The organism is Pseudomonas sp. IzPS59 (genome assembly GCF_014863505.1).
Lineage (GTDB): Bacteria > Pseudomonadota > Gammaproteobacteria > Pseudomonadales > Pseudomonadaceae > Aquipseudomonas > Aquipseudomonas kribbensis.
On record NZ_CP062251.1, the window covers coordinates 4,253,483 to 4,271,315 of the forward strand.

Annotated in this window: 19 protein-coding genes; 8 read left to right on the forward strand and 11 right to left on the reverse strand. The window is 60.0% G+C overall.

Annotated elements, in window-relative coordinates; genetic code table 11:
* Positions 1-30 precede the first annotated feature (30 nt).
* Positions 31-471, reverse strand: a complete 441-nt coding sequence (locus IF189_RS19020) for a low molecular weight protein-tyrosine-phosphatase (RefSeq protein ID WP_134827562.1) — start codon at positions 469-471, stop codon at positions 31-33.
* A gap of 302 nt (positions 472-773) precedes the next feature.
* Between IF189_RS19020 and IF189_RS19025 the strand changes: the two genes are divergently transcribed.
* Positions 774-1,718, forward strand: a complete 945-nt coding sequence (locus IF189_RS19025) for a glycosyl hydrolase family 5 (protein ID WP_134827563.1) — start codon at positions 774-776, stop codon at positions 1,716-1,718.
* A gap of 192 nt (positions 1,719-1,910) precedes the next feature.
* The gene (gene tal / locus IF189_RS19030; protein ID WP_114884366.1) at positions 1,911-2,837 is read left to right on the forward strand and encodes a transaldolase; all 927 of its coding nucleotides are present in this window, start codon (positions 1,911-1,913) and stop codon (positions 2,835-2,837) included.
* A 72-nt stretch (positions 2,838-2,909) separates the two neighbouring features.
* Here the strand turns inward: tal and rssC are convergent, their stop codons facing one another.
* From rssC to IF189_RS19045, 3 genes are all read right to left on the reverse strand, one after another.
* Entirely contained in the window at positions 2,910-3,392 is a 483-nt protein-coding gene (gene rssC / locus IF189_RS19035) for an anti-sigma factor antagonist RssC (protein WP_042560140.1), read from the reverse strand.
* Complete coding sequence (rssB, locus tag IF189_RS19040; protein ID WP_085713163.1) at positions 3,392-4,573, reverse strand: two-component system response regulator RssB; 1,182 nt, start codon at positions 4,571-4,573, stop codon at positions 3,392-3,394. The genes rssC and rssB overlap by 1 nt, the downstream gene beginning before the upstream one ends.
* Positions 4,574-4,897: 324 nt before the next feature.
* Positions 4,898-5,587: a VacJ family lipoprotein gene (locus tag IF189_RS19045; protein WP_085713162.1), complete on the reverse strand. Its 690-nt coding sequence runs from the start codon at positions 5,585-5,587 to the stop codon at positions 4,898-4,900.
* Positions 5,588-5,773: 186 nt separating this feature from the next.
* Here IF189_RS19045 and IF189_RS19050 point away from each other — a divergent pair, with 186 nt between their 5' ends.
* Complete coding sequence (locus IF189_RS19050; RefSeq protein WP_134827564.1) at positions 5,774-6,394, forward strand: HAD family phosphatase; 621 nt, start codon at positions 5,774-5,776, stop codon at positions 6,392-6,394.
* A gap of 108 nt (positions 6,395-6,502) precedes the next feature.
* A complete protein-coding gene (locus tag IF189_RS19055) occupies positions 6,503-6,766 on the forward strand; it encodes a DUF4404 family protein (RefSeq protein WP_134827565.1) in 264 nt (87 codons plus the stop codon).
* 65 nt (positions 6,767-6,831) lie between these two features.
* Here IF189_RS19055 and queF read toward each other — a convergent pair whose 3' ends face one another.
* Both queF and IF189_RS19065 read right to left on the reverse strand, forming a co-directional pair.
* Positions 6,832-7,662 (reverse strand): NADPH-dependent 7-cyano-7-deazaguanine reductase QueF, encoded by an 831-nt coding sequence (gene queF, locus IF189_RS19060; RefSeq protein ID WP_134827566.1) that lies wholly within the window; start codon positions 7,660-7,662, stop codon positions 6,832-6,834.
* Positions 7,663-7,723: 61 nt separating this feature from the next.
* Complete coding sequence (locus tag IF189_RS19065; protein WP_192552089.1) at positions 7,724-8,257, reverse strand: plastocyanin/azurin family copper-binding protein; 534 nt, start codon at positions 8,255-8,257, stop codon at positions 7,724-7,726.
* A 155-nt stretch (positions 8,258-8,412) separates the two neighbouring features.
* Here IF189_RS19065 and IF189_RS19070 point away from each other — a divergent pair, with 155 nt between their 5' ends.
* Both IF189_RS19070 and IF189_RS19075 read left to right on the forward strand, forming a co-directional pair.
* The gene (locus IF189_RS19070) at positions 8,413-9,093 is read left to right on the forward strand and encodes a heavy metal response regulator transcription factor (protein WP_192552090.1); all 681 of its coding nucleotides are present in this window, start codon (positions 8,413-8,415) and stop codon (positions 9,091-9,093) included.
* Positions 9,093-10,433, forward strand: a complete 1,341-nt coding sequence (locus IF189_RS19075; protein ID WP_192552091.1) for a heavy metal sensor histidine kinase — start codon at positions 9,093-9,095, stop codon at positions 10,431-10,433. Before IF189_RS19070 ends, IF189_RS19075 begins: the two co-directional genes overlap by 1 nt.
* Positions 10,434-10,463: 30 nt before the next feature.
* Here IF189_RS19075 and IF189_RS19080 read toward each other — a convergent pair whose 3' ends face one another.
* The 3 genes from IF189_RS19080 to IF189_RS19090 all read right to left on the reverse strand — a co-directional run bounded on the left by IF189_RS19080 (position 10,464) and on the right by IF189_RS19090 (position 13,713).
* Positions 10,464-11,708, reverse strand: a complete 1,245-nt coding sequence (locus IF189_RS19080) for a lipoprotein-releasing ABC transporter permease subunit (protein WP_065260718.1) — start codon at positions 11,706-11,708, stop codon at positions 10,464-10,466.
* 63 nt (positions 11,709-11,771) lie between these two features.
* Positions 11,772-12,455 (reverse strand): lipoprotein-releasing ABC transporter ATP-binding protein LolD, encoded by a 684-nt coding sequence (gene lolD, locus IF189_RS19085; RefSeq protein WP_167443782.1) that lies wholly within the window; start codon positions 12,453-12,455, stop codon positions 11,772-11,774.
* Between the two features lie 7 nt (positions 12,456-12,462).
* Positions 12,463-13,713, reverse strand: coding sequence for a lipoprotein-releasing ABC transporter permease subunit (locus tag IF189_RS19090; RefSeq protein WP_085713153.1), 1,251 nt, complete (start codon positions 13,711-13,713; stop codon positions 12,463-12,465).
* A 94-nt stretch (positions 13,714-13,807) separates the two neighbouring features.
* Between IF189_RS19090 and IF189_RS19095 the strand changes: the two genes are divergently transcribed.
* Complete coding sequence (locus IF189_RS19095) at positions 13,808-14,389, forward strand: PilZ domain-containing protein (RefSeq protein ID WP_134827570.1); 582 nt, start codon at positions 13,808-13,810, stop codon at positions 14,387-14,389.
* 13 nt (positions 14,390-14,402) lie between these two features.
* Complete coding sequence (locus IF189_RS19100) at positions 14,403-15,125, forward strand: glycerophosphodiester phosphodiesterase (protein WP_134827571.1); 723 nt, start codon at positions 14,403-14,405, stop codon at positions 15,123-15,125.
* Between the two features lie 42 nt (positions 15,126-15,167).
* On the opposite strand, the gene sthA is transcribed toward IF189_RS19100, so the two are convergent.
* Together sthA and IF189_RS19110 are read right to left on the reverse strand one after the other, a co-directional pair.
* Entirely contained in the window at positions 15,168-16,562 is a 1,395-nt protein-coding gene (sthA, locus tag IF189_RS19105; RefSeq protein ID WP_085713150.1) for a Si-specific NAD(P)(+) transhydrogenase, read from the reverse strand.
* Positions 16,563-16,763: 201 nt separating this feature from the next.
* Positions 16,764-17,810, reverse strand: coding sequence for an FAD:protein FMN transferase (locus tag IF189_RS19110; RefSeq protein WP_134827603.1), 1,047 nt, complete (start codon positions 17,808-17,810; stop codon positions 16,764-16,766).
* Positions 17,811-17,833 lie beyond the last annotated feature (23 nt).

Sequence of the window (17,833 nt, forward strand, 5' to 3'; positions counted from 1 at the left end):
CTTACCATTCACTGTTCTGAAGAATATTCATCAATGCCCGAGGCGCTGTGCCCAGGAGCCAACAGCATCTTCAATCAATGCATGGGCATGAATAAAAGCGGCCTGCCCTTGACGATACGGATCCTGTATTTCTCGTTCGTTCTGCCACTTGCCGAGAAGAAACACTTTGCCCCTGGCGTGAGAGGCAATCTTCAGTACTTGTTTTACATGCTCTTTTTCCATGACCAGAATCAGGTCTGATTCATTGACGATGTCCGCTGTCAGTTGCCGCGCCTTGAAGCCTTCGGCGCACTGCCCGCGGTCTTCCAGCACCTTGCGGGCCGTTGCTTCCATGGACTCGCCAACCCTGGCGGACAAGCCTGCGGAGGTGACCTTGATGGTCGAGGGCGCCAGTGCGTTACGCAGCAACAGTTCTGCTGTCGGACTTCTGCAGATATTGCCGACGCAGACGACAAGGATCTTTTTGAACAAGGTTTACTTTCCCGTGTAATGTCATTCGGCCAACATGTCCCGTGGACTTAAATGAATCCACAGGACTTTCCTGCACTCGGAAACAGTTTCGCCTGTTAGTACCGGTGCATTAAGTACCACGGGGTCCAAAAGTCACCCAACCAGAATTACCGGACTAAAAATAACTGTGATTTTCGGCGCTTCTTTCGCTGAACGTTTTCCGACAAAAAATAACATTCGTGCACTTTTCGGCCTTTTCGGCATCGCATGAAAGTAACGAGATAAACATTGGCTAGATGTCATTTCTCATCAGGAGAGCAGGCATGAAAGCAGCACATCTCAAACGTCTCGGCGCCCTTTCCCTTTTGTTGTTCGGCACAACGGCTCAGGTCGATGCCAGCGAGTTGTTCCCCGCACTGCCCCACCGAACGGTCGGCATCCAGGTCAAGGTCCAGAATTTTTCCGCCGCCGATGCCGCGCAGATCAAGGCCGCGGGCTTCAGTTTCGTGCGCCTGGGCGCGTGGAGCGACAGCCTGGGCGACAAGACCTATCAGAAACAGCTTGGCGATGCGTTTGCCGCCGCAGGATCCGCCGGGTTGCCGGTGCTGATGACGGTGCGCGCCATCAAACCGCTGTCGACAGACCCGGCCACGGCGGGCGCGGCGTTTGCCAGTGCAGTGAACAGCCTGGAGCAGACGTACGGTTCTCAACTGGTCGCGATTGAAGTCTGGAATGAACCGGATCTGGACACGTACTGGCCGACGGGCAATTTCAGCACCACGTTTGCGCCGTTCATGAGCGCCATGTGCAAGGCGCTGCAAGACAATCCCACCACCACCCCCGTGATCGGTTTCGGCTTCGCCCGGCCACCGAACGCCGGTTCGGCCTCGACCGTGGCGCTGAACAGCATTCTCGGTGCGTATCCGAAATGCCTGAGCGCCATTTCCTACCATCCCTATGGCATGACGGCGACGCAGATCGGCAATGCGCAGACCTTCATCCAGCAGAATTTCCACCTGCCGGGCGTCATCAGTGAATGGGGGATTTCGGCACTGGCCTCCAACGGCGGTCCCGACGGACAGGCCACCAAAGTCGCAGCGTTCATTGCCGATGTGAAACGGCTGCAGATTCCACTGACGTCGATCTACGAGTGGAAAAACAATGATACGGGCAGCGATGATCGGGAAAAGAATTTCGGTTTGCAGACTGCAAGCGGGCAACCGAAACCGGCGGAAGCGGCCGCCAGGACGCAACTGGAGTCCGAGTAGCGTTCACATTCATCAGTCAGTTGCTTTGAACCTGTGCCGCGATTTGGCATCGTATCTATCGATACCGCGCCCCGCCCTTTCAAACAGCCGTTCTCAGGTTGTTGCCTGCGGGGCGATCGATACATCCACATGCCCTTGAGTGGCTGTCAGCGCTCGGGTAATGTCGTCAGACCCATAGGACAGAGCACGCTCATGACTTCCAAGCTGGAACAACTCAAACAGTTCACCACCGTGGTTGCCGACACCGGCGACTTCGAAGCGATTGCCCGGGTCAAGCCGGTCGACGCCACCACCAACCCTTCCCTGCTGCTCAAGGCAGCGGCCATTCCGGCCTATGCCGAGCTGTTGAACGCCGCCGTTCGCGACTGCAAGGGCGATGTCGGCCTGGCCAGCGACCGTTTCGGCGTCGCGGTGGGTCAGGAAATCCTCAAAGTGATCCCGGGCCGCATTTCCACCGAAGTGGATGCCCGCCTGTCGTTCGACAAGGACGCGATGCTCAAGCGTGCGCACCGTCTGATCGAGCTGTACGACAAGGCCGGCGTCGGCCGCGACCGCGTGCTGATCAAGATTGCATCCACCTGGGAAGGCATCCGTGCCGCCGAAGTGCTGGAGAAGGAAGGCATCCAGACCAACCTGACCCTGCTGTTCTCCTTCGCCCAGGCTGCCGCTTGCGCCGATGCCGGCGTGTTCCTGATTTCGCCGTTCGTGGGTCGCATCTACGATTGGTACAAGAAGGCCAACGGCAACGACTACACCGGCGCCGATGATCCGGGCGTGCAGTCCGTGACACGCATCTACAACTACTACAAAGCCAATGACTACAAGACCGTGGTCATGGGCGCGAGCTTCCGCAACCTCAATCAGATCGAGCAACTGGCCGGCTGCGACCGCCTGACCATCAGCCCGGACCTGATCGACAAGCTGGCGGCAGACACCGGCAAACTGGAGCGCAAACTGGCCCCGGGTCATGCCGGCGAAGCCCGCCTGAGCCTCAACGAATCGCAGTTCCGCTGGTTGTCCAACGAAGATGCGATGGCCACCGAGAAACTGGCCGAAGGCATCCGTCAGTTTGCCCGCGACCAGGAAAAACTCGAGGCGCTGCTGCAAGCCAAGCTGTAACGGGCTGACGGCAAACGCAAAAAGGGCGAACCCTCACAGGTTCGCCCTTTTTTGTGCCTGATGGCTGGGGAATCAATGCCTTTCGAGGGCATTCACCAGATCATGGAAGGCTTCGCGGTTGGAATCGTTCAGGCCCATGAGGATCTTGTGCGCTTCCAGCACCTTGATCCGCACGACTTCCTCCGACTGATCCTGATCCGGCAGGTCATCGAGGCATTCCGGGCAAGGCACGGGATGGTTGACGATATTGAACACCTGCTCGAAACCCATCGATTGCAACAGACGGGTGATGTCGTCGTGGGTGGTGACCACAGTCGGCAGCAGGCCGACCTTTTGCCGTGACAGGATCGACAGTTTGGCCAGCAGGCCCAGCGTGGTGCTGTCGATGCTGCGGGTTTCGGTCAGATCGATCACGATCGCGTTGAAATTCAGCGCGGTGAAGATCTTTTCAATAGTCGCATCCAACGCCGAACACAGGGTCAGGCGAACTTCACCGACGAACTTCAGGACGAAGGTGCCATCCTGCTCGGCGAACTGGATTCTACCGGTACTCATTAAAGATTCCTGCTCAACACCAACAAGGCGATATCATCCGGCATCTCCCCTAGCGTGGCCAATCCAAAAACCTGCCGCAGGCCATCCAGGCTGCCGCCCGCCGACTTGACCCGTTGGGGCAAGGCAGCTTCTTTCTCTTTGAGTGTGGGTTCTGGCAAAAGATCCAGAATGCCATCAGACATCAGCGTCAGGCTGAACGTCGGTGGCAGCTCGAGCACGTGGTCTTCGTAGGTGGCTTCATTGAAAAGCCCCACCGGCAGACCGCGCCCCTCGAGGTAGCGAACACTGTCAGGCGTGTACAACACAGGCAACGGCAGATGGCCGCCGATGCTATAGGTCAACAAACCGGTCTCCTCGTCGATGACTCCACCGACCATTGTGACGTGTTTACCCAGCTTACAACTGATCAGCCCCCGGTTGATATGACCAAGGACCTCCGAAGGCTTGAATTCCGGCAAGGTGCCGTTGCGCTTGGACTCGAACAACAGGCGCGTGGTCATGAACTTCAGCAGCACCGTGACGAACGCCGAAGAGGCGCCATGGCCCGACACGTCCGCCAGATAGAACGCGACCCGACGCTCGTCCACCCGGAAATAGTCGACAAAATCACCCGACAGGTACAACGACGGGATGATCTGGTGGGCGAACTTGAACGCGTCGATGGTCCAGGGGCTTTCCGGCAGCATGTTCATCTGCACCTGGCGACCGGCGTTCTGGTCTTCCTGGAGCAGGTTCAGGCTGGCTTCGAGCTCACGGTTGGCCTTTTCCAGCTTCTCACGGTAGCGCTGGTTTTCCAGCAGCAGACGCGCACGATCCAGGGCCCGGCGCACAGAGTGCTCGAGCACGGCCAGATCTTCGAGAGGCTTGATCAGGTAATCCGCCGCGCCCAGGCGCAGGGCCTCGACCGCGTCGTTCATCACGCCGGCACCGGAAACCACGATCACAGGCGTCTGTGGTGACCGCTCGGTGACCTGACGAATGAGTTCGAGACCGCCCATCTGCGGCATGCGCAGATCGCAGATGACCAAGTCGGGCTTGTCTTGCTCGAATACCTGGAGACCCTGCTGGCCGTTACTGGCCTGCAAGACGCTGAAACCACTGTCTTCCAAATAGGCCGCGAGGCTCGCGCGCACTACTTCGTCATCATCGATTATCAGCAGCGTGGCACTGGTTTTTGGCATGTGGGCAAACGGCGCCAGAATTAGGTTGGCGTAGCAGGCGGGGCAAAGGCCCGGCGCAGACTACTGGATTCGCTTTCTAGCCTCTCTGCTGCACCGCTTCGGAGCGTTTGCCCCGCACACGGATGCACCAGAGGTGCCCTTCTAAGGCGCAGACGGTACTCCCATCCTTCGAGCGTTTCAAGCATGCGCGGATCGTCACTTGACGACTTTGTTTGTCAAATCACAGAGAGTTATAAGAACGTTCGAAACCGTAACTCAATGGAAGGACGCACGGACAAAAAAAGGCGACCTTTCGGTCGCCTTTTCGGGGTTCACAAGTCGAAATCAGAAATCGTCTTCGACGTGACCGTCCTTGACCTTGAACTCGCGGTTCTGCAGGTAGGCATTGCGGATGAAGGTGTACTTGTCGCCGCTGATCAGCTTCTCGCTGGACAGCAGGCTGGCGCGGGTGTCGACGATGTTCAGGCCGTAGATGGTGTTACGCGCCGGGATGTCGTTCATGTAGCGGTACGGTGCGGTGTAGGTGTCGACGTACTTGGACGGTGCATCACGCAGGGTACTCGGGCCGAGCAACGGCAGCATCACGTACGGACCGCTGCTGACGCCCCAGTAGCCGAGGGTCTGGCCGAAGTCTTCGTCGCTGCGCTGCAGGCCCATCTTGGTGCCCACATCGAAGAAGCCCAGCAGGCCGAAGGTGGTGTTGAAGATCAGACGCGCGGTGTCGACACCGGCAGCGGCCGGTTTGGCCTGCAGGATATTGTTCGCCAGGTTGGTGATGTCACCCACGTTGCGGAACATGTTGTGGATGCCGTCTTCCAGGAATTGCGGCGTTACATATTCATAGCCCTGCGCCAGAGGTTTCAGCGCGTAGGTGTCGACGAAGTCGTTGAACTGGAAGATCGGACGGTTGACGCTTTCCCAAGGGTCTTCTTCCGTTGCCGCCTGGGCAACGAACGGAACCAGCATCACGCTGGCGCATACACAAAGCTGAGCGAGAGGGTTGCTCCAGCGCATAGAAAAACTCCTTGGATTGTACATACGCGGCATGCGGGCCACGGTCATAAGAGGTGCAGTATAAGACGGAAACAAGCTTTTAGGCATTTCCGGCGTGAACACCTCCGTAGGACGCATCGTCACGCACTTGTCATCCAACTGTCACCGGCCATGCTTAGCCTGACTTCTATTTCAAGGACGTTTTCCATGCCTCAAGCCGAAGCCTTGCCCCTTTCAGCACCCAACCTGACAGCCGTGCTGTTCGGGCTCAGCGGCTGCCTGGTGGACTTCGGCGCCCGCGCCCGTCATCACGCCAGTCCCGGCACGGAGCACGCCGACGCCACACCGGGCGCGCTCGACAGCCTGCACAGCCTGCAGCGTCAACTGATCCCCTGCGCCTGGCTCGATGATTTGCCCCCTGCCCTCACCCAGGTGCTTGCATCCGGATTGCCGGGCTGGATCAAACCTTCGCAACATTCGGCAACACACAATCCCTGGCCGGCACCGAATGCCTGCTGGCAAGCCCTGATGACGTTGAATGTCGATCGCCTGGACGGCTGCGTGCTGGTCAGTGGCGAACCGCGCCTGCTGCAATCGGGCCTGAATGCCGGGCTGTGGACGATTGGCCTGGCGTCCTGCGGCTCACTCTGCGGCCTGGCCCCGAGCGAATGGCAAGCCCTCAGCCAGAAAGAACGCGAACAACTGCGCGGCAAGGCCACCGTGCAACTGTTCGGCCTGGGCGTGCACTCGGTGATCGATCATCTGGGCGAACTCGACACCTGCCTGGCCGACATCAGCCTGCGCCGTCTCAAAGGCGAAAAGCCCTGACCGGGATCATGCAGGTTGCAGCAGAGTGGATTAGTCTTAAGGAGAGCCATAGACCTTTGGCGCACGGCTGCGGTCTATGCCAGTGCCTCTCGATAAAAGGAAACAACCATGCCCGCTCAAGAACTGCAAAAACAGCTCAATGCCCTGCGCGAGCAACTGGATCAGACTCCGCCGCTCACCGAAGAAGAGCGAGAACATCTGCGCGACCTGATGGCGCAGATCGAATCCGAGATAAAACTGGAACAGTCCACTCATGAAAACAGTATCGCCGATGGTGTGAACTTAGCGGTCGAACGATTTGAACTCGAACACCCGACCATCGCCGGTACTCTGCGCAATATTGCTACTACCCTGCACAGCATGGGCATCTGAAGCTCGCGAATGCAAAAAAAAGCCCTGCCAGTGATGGCAGGGCTTTTTCATGTCCGCGTTGCGGGTTACTGACGAACCAGACGATGGTTCGGCAACTGCGCGCTTTCAGTGCTGCGGTACGGGTTGATATCCAGCCCGCCACGGCGCACATAACGTGCAAACACCGTGAGTTTTTCCGGTTTCAGCAAACGCTGCAGGTCGAGGAAGATCCGCTCAACGCATTGCTCGTGGAAGTCCGAATGCTGGCGGAAGCTGACGATGTATTCCAGCAGACTGGCGTGATCCAGCGCCGCGCCACGGTATTCCACCACCACGCTGCCCCAGTCCGGCTGGCTGGTCACCGGGCAGTTGGATTTGAGCAGATGGCTGTGCACGCTCTCCTCCACCACTCGCGAATCATCGCAGCGCAGCAACTCAGGACGCGGATGTTCGTAGTTGCTGACGCTGATATCCAGATCGTCGATGCACACGCCCGGCAGCGCAACCACGCCTTCGGCTTCAACCTCTTTCAGGCTGCGTACCCGCACGCCCACCGGTTTGCCGGCAGCGGCGGACAAGTCCTTGACCAGCGTCGCTTCCAGGCTCGCGGTATCGGCGAACGGGGTCTGGTTCAACGAGTTCAGGTACAGCTTGAACGACTTGGATTCGATGATGTTCGGCGAGTCCGCCGGAATGCTGAACTCGCCGATCGCCACCACCGGTTTGCCCGACGGCAGCAGCCACGACAGTTCGAAGCAGTTCCAGAAATCCACGCCTTTATACGGCAGGGTCTCGGCGGTCAGGCCCAGCTCGGCCCACTTCGCGGTGCGCGGAATCGGGAACAGCAGGGACGGTGTGTAAGTGGCGATGTATTCGCTGGACTTGCCCAGCGGCGAATGTTCGGCTGCGGGATGCATGGCGGAAACCTGACTGAAGAATCAGCGGATTCTATCAGCCTTTGCTCCCGCCTTTGAGTACTTACTGACTGACAGTCAGTTTGCCGACCATTCCGGCCTGGTAATGCCCGGGAATGTTGCAGGCAAACTCCAGGCTGGTCGCCTTGCTGAAGGTCCAGGTCAACTCGGCGGTCTTGCCCGGTTCGACCAGTACGCTGTTGGGGTCGTCATGCTTCATGACGTGCCCCATCGAACCATGATCCATACCCGCCATATCGTGGGACATTTCCTTCATGCCGGTCGGCGTCAACATGCCGCTTTGCTGCATCTGCAGCATTTCCTGCTGGTGCTTGGCATGCATCGCTGCGTCGCCGAGGTTGAATTCGTGCAACAACTGGCCTTTATTCACCAAAACAAAACGAATGGTCTCACCGGCCTTGATGTCGATGGCCTTCGGATCGAACGACATGTCGCCCATCACCACTTCAATGCTGCGACTGGCCTTGGCGGCCGGAGCCGGCTGGCCGAAGTCATACGTGTGCGCAGGGTCGGCCCGGACGGATGAGCTCAACGCCAGCAGACAGGCGGCGACGGCCAGAGGGTTGCGCAAAAACATAGTCATACTCCAACAAGAAAAGGTTCAGCCTGTGGGAAACTCTAGCCCGCCCGCACTGGCAGCTACCTGACAGGCAGATTACAACTTTGTCAGGTTGGCGCTTGTGACAATGTCCCACGGTATAAAGCTTTCGATCCTACAACCCCGAGTTGCCCATGAAACTGCTGATCGTCGAAGACCAACCGAAAACCGGCCACTACCTGCGCCAGGGCCTGACCGAGGCCGGTTTCAACACTGAACTGGTGGCCGACGGCAACACCGGGCAACAACTGGCGTTGAGCGGTGACTACGCCCTGCTGATCCTCGACGTGATGCTGCCCGGGCGCAATGGCTGGCAGATTCTGCAAGCGGTACGCAGTGCCGGGCTGGAAACGCCGATCCTGTTTCTGACCGCCAAAGACACCGTGGAAGACCGGGTTCACGGCCTCGAACTGGGTGCCGACGATTATCTGGTCAAGCCGTTCGCTTTCTCCGAACTGCTGGCACGGGTGCGCAGCCTGTTGCGCCGCGGCAGCACCGCGCCTCAGGAAACCTGCCTGCAACTGGCCGACCTGCGCCTGGACCTGATTCGCCGCCGCGTCGAACGCAGCGGCCAGCGCATCGACCTCACAGCCAAAGAGTTTGCCCTGCTGGAAATGCTCCTGCGCCGCCAGGGGGAAGTGCTGCCCAAATCCCTGATCGCCTCGCAGGTCTGGGACATGAACTTCGACAGCGATACCAATGTGATCGAAGTGGCAATCCGCCGCCTGCGCCTGAAGATCGACGACGAGTTTCCCGACAAACTGATACACACCGTGCGTGGCATGGGTTACGTGCTTGAAGAGCGTCCTGCCTGATGCGCCGCCTGTCACTCGGCAGTCGGCTGGCGTTGCTGTTCGCCGCGTGCACCGCGACGGTTTCGCTGGTGGCAGGCGTGGTTTTCAATCGGGCCAGTGAGGCGCACTTCATTGAGCTCGATCAGCAATTGCTCGAAAGCAAGCTGATCAATGTGCGTCAGACGTTGCTGAGTGGCAGCGACGCTGCACATATCACCGATGAGTTGAGCCAACAGGGCGATGTCTCGTTACGCATAAGCGGCTCTGAGGGGCAGCGCTGGTTCGGCCGTTCCCTGCAAATGCCGGCGAACCTGCCGCAGCAGCCCGGCCTGGCCACCATCAACGACAACGGCACGGACTATCGCCTGCTCAACGCCCCGCTCTCCCCGGAACAACCCGACTCACAGCAATTGACCTTGCTGCTGGACATCACCCATCACCAGCACTTCCTGCAACGCATGCAGCATCTGATCTGGCTGACCGTCGGTCTTTCGGCGCTGGCTACGGCTCTACTCGGTGCCTGGGCGGCACGCAGCGGCTTGCGTCCGTTGCGCCGCATGAGCGCCGTGGCACGCGGGATTTCCGCCCAATCGCTGAATGCCCGACTCCCGGAAGCGCAAATGCCTGCAGAACTCACGGAACTGGCCCACAGCTTCAACGCCATGCTCGGACGTCTCGATGATTCTTTTCAGCGTCTCTCGGCATTCTCCGCCGATATCGCCCATGAATTGCGTACCCCTTTGTCGAACCTGCTGACCCACACACAGGTCACCCTCACCCGCCCTCGCCCACTCGAAGACTATCGCGAGGCCCTGCACAGCAACCTCGAAGAGCTGCAATGGATGGCGCAACTGGTCAACGACATGCTTTATCTGGCCAAGGCTGACCATGGATTGCTGGTGCCCAAGCGCGAACCGCTGGAACTGGCGGAAGAAGCCGATGCGTTGCTGGAGTTTTTTGCACCGCTGGCCGAAGACGCTCAGGTCAGCCTGAGCCGTGACGGTGAGGGTCGGTTTGAAGGTGACCGCGCGATGCTGCGCCGGGCGCTGTCGAACCTGCTGGATAACGCGTTGCGCTTTACCCCTGCAATGGGCGATGTGCGCGTGCAGATAGCCGAGCAGGCGAAATCCTTGAGGGTGACCGTGGAGAACAGTGGCGAGGGGATTTCTGCGGAATTGTTGCCGCGTTTGTTCGACCGCTTTTACCGGGCTGATCCGGCACGCCAGGAAGGCAGCAGCGAACACGCCGGATTGGGACTGGCGATCACTCAGTCGATCATCCGGGCCCATGGCGGGCAGATTCATTGCGAATCGGCTCAGGGCTGGACGCGGTTTGTGATTGAGTTGCCGCAAAACGATTGAGGCCGGCAATGCCGGCCTCAACGGGTGAACTTACGAGTAACGCAACGCGTGCGCCGGCTCGATCTTCGCCGCTCGCCAGGCCGGGTAAACCGTGGCCAGGAAGCTGAGTATGAAGCCCGCCGAGCAGATCAGCAGCACGTCGCCGCCCTGCAATTCCGAGGGCAGATTGCTGACGAAGTACACGTCGGAACTGAAGATGTGCTGCCCGGTCACTCGCTCGACCCAACCCACCATCTCACTGACGTTCAATGCAGCAATCACGCCCAGCACGCCACCAATGATGGTGCCGACAATGCCGATCACCGTGCCCTGGACCATGAAGATCGCCATGATCTGCCGTGGCGTGGCGCCGATGGTGCGCAGGATCGCGATGTCCGCGCCCTTGTCGTTCACCACCATGATCAGGGTTGCGATGATGTTGAACGCCGCCACCGCGACGATCATCAGCAGCAACAGACCGATCATGGTCTTTTCCATTTTCATCGCGCTGAACAGGCTGCCTTGGGTGTGGGTCCAGTCGTCAGCCTTGAAATCAGTGCCAAGGCCGGTGGCGATGTCGGACGAAACCTTCGGTGCGGCGTACAGGTCTTTCACCGCCAGACGCACGCTCTGCACCTGATTCGGCTCCCAATGCTGCATGGTTGCCGCGTCGGAGACGTGGATCAGGCCCATGGAACCGTCCAGCTCGGCGCCGACCTTGAAAATGCCGACCACATTCAGACGCTGCATGCGCGGGGTGATGCCGCCGGGTGCAGTGCTGACTTCCGGCACGATCAGGGTGATCTTGTCGCCGACGTTCAGGCGGAAACGCCGGGCCGTGATTTCACCCAGCACCACGCCGAACTCGCCCGGCTTCAAGGCATCGAGACGGCCCTGAACAATGTGCTGGGCAACGATCGACACCTTGCCTTCCTGGGCCGGGTCGACGCCACTGATCTGGATCGGCTGCATCATGCCCTTGTAGGACAGCATGCCTTCCATCTCGGTGAACGGCACGGCGGCGGTCACTTCCGGATTCTTCAGCGCGGCGGCGGCCACCGGCTGCCAGTCATCGATCGGTTTGACGCCGACGATGGTCGCGTGCGGCACCATGCCGAGGATGCGCGAACTCATTTCACGCTGGAAGCCGTTCATCACCGACAGCACCACGATCATCGCCAGCACGCCGAGGGCGAGACCGATCATCGAGGTCATCGAAATGAACGAAACAAAGCGATTGCGGCGCTTGGCGCGGGTATAGCGCGTGCCGATAAAGATCGATAACGGTCTGAACATTCGCTGGGGCACCGTATAAAAATAAAAGACCCGACGCCTTTTCAGGCATCGGGTTTCAAGCCGTCAGATGGGGGTCAGGCAACCTTCCTGCAACTGCAGGACGCGGTCCATCTGGCGAGCCAGGTTCATGTCGTGAGTCACCACCAGGAACGCCGTGCGCATCGAGGTGCTGAGTTCCAGCATCAGGTCCTGAATGCCTTCGGCGGTGTGGGAGTCGAGGTTGCCGGTCGGCTCGTCGAGCATCACCAGGCCCGGGTTGTTCACCAGCGCACGGGCGATGGCTACGCGCTGGCGTTCGCCGCCGGACAGCTCGGCCGGTTTGTGTTCCAGACGATGGCCCAGCCCTACCCGCTCCAGCAACGCCGTGGCCCGCTGACGCGCCTCGGGGATTGCGGTCTTGCCGATCAGCAGCGGCATGCAGACGTTTTCCAGCGCGGTGAATTCCGGCAGCAGGTGGTGGAACTGGTACACGAAGCCGAGCGCACGGTTGCGCAGCAGGCCGCGCTTCTTCTCGCTCAGCGCCGACAGCTCTTCACCGTCGAGCCAGACGCTGCCCTTGGTCGGCGTATCGAGACCGCCCAGCAGGTTAAGCAAGGTACTTTTGCCCGACCCGGACTTGCCGACGATCGCCACGCGTTCGCCCGGGTGCAACTCCAGTTGCAGATTGGCCAGCACTTCCACCGACTCCGGGCCTTCCTCGTAGGACTTGCCCAGGTTGCGGCAGCTCAGGATTGCTTTTTCACTCATGCCCGACTCACTCATAACGTAGCGCCTCCGCCGGCTGGGTGCGCGCGGCACGCCAGGCTGGATACAGGGTGGCGAGGAAACTCAGGACCAACGCAGCCGCGCAGACCATGATCACATCCTGGCTCTGCACCTGCGATGGCAGGTAATCGATGAAATACACGTCGGCATTGAGGAACTTGTGCCCGATCAAGCCTTCGAGTGCCGAAATCGCGGCGCTGACATTGAGCGCCGCCAGGATTCCGACCACGGCGCCGATGGCCGTACCGACCACGCCGATCACCGTGCCCTGCACCATGAACGTGCGCATGATCGTGCCCGGGGTGGCGCCCAACGTGCGCAGGATGGCGATGTCGCCCTTCTTGTCGTTCACCACCATCACCAGTGTGGAAATGATGTTGAACGCGGCAACCGCGACGATCAGCAGCAACAGCAGGCCGATCATGGCTTTTTCCATGCGGATCGCCTGATACAGGTTGCCGTGGGTACGGGTCCAGTCGCGGGCGTAGTAATGGTCTTCGCCTAGGCGCTGGGCGATGTTCCACGCTTCACGCGGCGCCTGGAACAGATCGTCGAACTTCAGGCGCAGGCCCTGCACCTGATCGGGCTTCCAGCGGTGCATCTTCGCCAGATCCTGCAGGTTTGTGACGCCCAGATAACCGTCCAGCTCACCGGCGCCGACATGGAATATGCCGACCACGGTGAAGCGTTTCATGCGCGGGAACATCCCGGCCGGCGTCACACTGACCTCGGGCGCGACGAAGGTGATCTTGTCACCGATGCCCACGCCGAGCTTGGTCGCGGCCTTGTCGCCGATCACGATGCCGAAGCTGCCCGGCGTCAGATCGTCGAGTTTGCCCTGCTTCATGAAGTTGTCGATGATCGAGACATTGCGCTCCAGCGCCGGATCGATGGCATTGAGCAACACCTTGGACACCTGGCCGTTGTTGGTCAGCAGCCCCTGCATCTGGGTGAACGGCGCGACGGCCGCCACCTGCGGGTTCTGCTTGACCTTGGCGGCCAGGCTCGGCCAGTCGCTGATGGCTTCACCGGATTCGATGGTCGCGTGGGGCACCATGCCCAGCACGCGGGTGCGCATCTCATGATCGAAGCCGTTCATCACCGACAGCACCACGATCATCACGACCACGCCAAGGGCGAGCCCGATCATCGAAGTCAGGGAAATGAACGACACAAAATGATTGCGACGCTTTGCACGGGTGTAACGCGTGCCGATAAATACGAAGAGAGGTCTGAACATGTCGGGGCTTGTTCGGAGGGAAAAGGAACGTCCTTGTGGCGGGGGTCGATAACCAGCTTTACACTCAGACCACCGCCGCTACCATGGGTTCGCCATGTCGACATTAGATGAAGAAGATCGCCGCGAATACTACCGTATCGAGGATTCGATCGCACTGGAAATTCGGCCCCTGTCCGCTGCCGAAGCCGCAGGCCAGGAAGTGTTGCAGGATGCTTCCCCATTATTCAACGTACTCAGTGAATTGCACCTGAGCGAATTCGAATCGCAGCACCTGTTGCGCCAGATCAACGAGCGCGACCGTGCCATCGCGGCATTCCTGAAATCCCAGAACAAGCGCATCGACCTGCTCAGTCAAGTCATCGCTCTGACCGCACTGGGGCAGATCGGCGAGCCGCAACCGGTGATCATTTCCGAGGGCGGTGTCGACTTCCAGTACCCGACACCGATAGCCGCCGGCTCGCGCCTGTCGGTAAAAATGGTGTTGATGCCGCAGGCCCACGGCCTGCTGCTGCGCGCCCGGGTCACCCATTGCGACCGCAAGGGCGACGGCTACGACATCGGCACCGAGTTCGAATACTTGACCGATGCCCAGCGCCAGTTGCTCGCCCGCTATATCTTGCAAAAGCAGGCCCAGGAACGACGCCTGGCCCGCGAACAGAACGAATCAGGCATTTAATTAAGGAAGAACCGTGACCCTTATCTACGGCCACCGCGGCGCCAAGGGCGAAGCACCGGAAAACACCCTGACCAGCTTTCAGGAATGTCTCAAGCACGGCGTACGCCGCTGCGAACTGGATCTGCACCTGTCCAAGGACGGCGAGCTGATGGTCATCCACGACCCGACCCTCAAGCGGACCACCGAGCGCCGTGGCAAGGTGGTCGAGCACACCGCCGCCGATCTGGTGACCTACGACGCCCGCAAGGGTGGCCCGGGCTGGATCAAGCCGTGCCCGATTCCGACCCTGGAAGAACTGTTCGAGCAATGTGATTTCGATCACTGGCAGCTCGAAGTCAAAAGCGCTTCGCGCACCCGCGCTGCCACCACCGTGCTGGCCATTCGCGAAATGGCGGTCAGGCACGGGCTGCTCGACAAGGTGACGATCACCTCGAGTTCGCGGGAAGTATTGAAGGCGGCGCTGGATCTGGTACCGGACGTGTCAAGGGGCCTGGTGGCCGAGTATGCCTGGCTCGATCCGCTGAAGGTCGCGGCAAGCTACGGCTGTGAGATTCTGGCCTTGAACTGGACGCTGTGTACGCCGGAACGCCTGCAGAAGGCGCAGCGTCAGGGGCTGCATGTGTCGGTGTGGACCGTCAACGAGCCTGCGCTGATGCGCAGACTCGCCGACTTCGGCGTTGACAGCCTGATTACAGACTTTCCCGGTTTGGCCACTGCCACCCTCGGGAATTGCTGAAATCGGTCTCCCCGGCCGGCTCAGGCCACCGGCCGGAGCCGCTCAAAAAAGCCGGTTGAGGCCGTCGTACGCCGCTACCCGATAGGCTTCGGCCATGGTCGGGTAGTTGAACGTGGTGTTGACGAAGTACTTCAGGGTATTGAGTTCACCCGGCTGGTTCATGATCGCCTGACCGATGTGCACGATCTCCGACGCCTGATAACCGAAGCAGTGAACGCCCAGCACCTGCAGGGTTTCGCGGTGGAACAGGATCTTCAGCATGCCTTGCGGCTCGCCGGCGATCTGCGCACGGGCCATGCTCTTGAAGAACGCCTTGCCCACTTCGTACGGCACTTTGGCCTGGGTCAGTTCCTGCTCGTTCTTGCCGATCGAGCTGATCTCCGGAATGGTGTAGATGCCGGTCGGCACGTCATTCACGAAACGCCAGCTGCCATTGTCGACGATGCTGCCGGCCGCCGAGCGACCCTGGTCGTGGGCGGCACTGGCCAGGCTTGGCCAGCCGATCACGTCGCCGGCGCCATAGATGTTCTGCACGCAGGTGCGGTAGTTTTCGTCGACTTCGATCTGACCACGGCTGTTGACCTTGATCCCGATGTTTTCCAGGCCCAACTGGTCAGTGTTGCCGGTACGGCCGTTGCACCAGAGCAAGGCGTCCGCCTTGATCTTCTTGCCGGACTTCAGGTGCAGGATCACGCCGTTGTCCACGCCTTCGACGCGGTCGTAATCTTCGTTGTGGCGCACGGTGATGTTGTTGTTGCTGAAGTGGTAGCTCAACGCCTGCGAGATTTCCGAGTCGAGGAAGCTCAGCAACTGACCGCGGTTGTCCACCAGCTCGACCAGCACACCCAGACCACTGAAGATCGACGCGTATTCGCAGCCGATCACGCCGGCGCCGTAAACGATCAGTTTGCGCGGGGTGTGGCCGAGGCTGAGGATGGTGTCGCTATCGTAGATGCGCGGGTGGTGGAAATCGATGTCCGCCGGGCGATAAGGACGCGAACCGGTGGCGATGATGATGTGCTTGGCCACCAGTTTCTCGACCACGCCGTTGGCGCAAACCACTTCGATGGTCTGCTCGTCGGCGAAGCTGCCGGTGCCGAAGAACACGTCGACGCGGTTACGGGCGTAGTAGCCGGTACGCGAGGCGACTTGCTTGGAGATGACTTTCTCGGCGCTCTTCAACACGTCCGGGAAGGAGAACCAGCGCGGCTCCCCGATCGCACGGAACATCGGGTTGGTGTTGAACTGCATGATCTGCCGCACCGAGTGACGCAGGGCCTTGGACGGGATGGTGCCCAGGTGGGTGCAGTTACCGCCGACCTGGCGACGGCTGTCGACCATCGCCACCTTGCGCCCTGCTTTGGCGGCGTTCATTGCCGCGCCTTCTCCCGCCGGGCCGGAACCCAGCACCACCACGTCGTAGTTGTAGACAGCCATGCGTACTCCTCAGAACAGGCCGCGGTGCCAGCAGCACCGGCGGCTAAATCACGCCGAACGACGGCGCGAAGGAACAATTGGGGGCCAGTTGAAAACCCGGACACAGTCTATAGAAGCGTCAACGCCGCGCACATTAACCCTTGGTCGCGTCGTAGGCTACTTTTGCCTGCACTACAACGCCAGCTTTCGCATTGCTCCGGGTCAATTTTTTGCGCCACTGAGCCGTTCGAACGCCGGACTGGTGCGGGTGACGAAACCTGTATCGGCACGAATTACAAAGAATGCACCAATGTCGTGTTTTTCGGCATAGTCCCAGGCCTTTTCCGGGCCGAGAATCAGCAACAGCGTCGATAGACCATCGGCCATCAACGCTGAAGGATGAATCACCGTGACTGACGCCAGGTCGTGTACGACGGGCGCTCCGGTACGGGCGTCAAAGGTGTGGGAATAACGCCTTCCGTCCTGCTGAAAATAGTTGCGGTAGTCGCCGGACGTGGAGAGTCCATAGCCATCGACATTAATGACGCGTTCCGCCACTTGCTGATCGTCACGCGGCTCCTCCAGGGCAATGCGCCAGGACGAGCCATCGAGCTTCTTCCCGGACGCCTTGAGCTCGCCCGTGGCCTCGGCGAGGTAATCATGAATACCCATGGCATCGAGCCGCGCCGCAATGGTGTCGACCGCGTAACCGGCAGCGATGCTGTTGAAATCGACCTCGACCGCTGCGTCCTTGCACAACTGGTCGCCTTCGATACGCAAATGCCGGTAACCCACCCGCTTCTGCACCTCGGCCAGCGCATCGGCGCTCGGTACTTTCTCTTCACGCCCTTGTGGACCGAACCCCCAGAGATTGAGCAGCGGCTCCACAGTCAGATCGTAGGAACCCTCGCTCTGTTGTGACAGCTGCTCACCAACCCGCACCAGCTCAAGGATCGGTGCGGGCATGGTCTGACAGCGATCGGCGGGCAATGCGTTGAAACGCGAAATATCGGAGTCGGCGCGGTAGGTGGACATTTGCTGATCCACGTCGGCGAGGATCTTCTCCACTTCGACGCGGACATCCTGCGGCGCCGGCAGATTGGCCCGGCGCACGTACTTGATCGAATACGTGCTGCCCATGGTCGGGCCGCCGAAGCTCTCCATGGAGTCGCCGTTGCCGCATCCGGACAAAACGCCGAGCAGACCCACGAAAACCACAAACCGTCCAGTTAACAATTCTTCATCTCCGAGCAAAACCGCGCCGGCCATTATGGCCACAGAGCCCGCTCGCT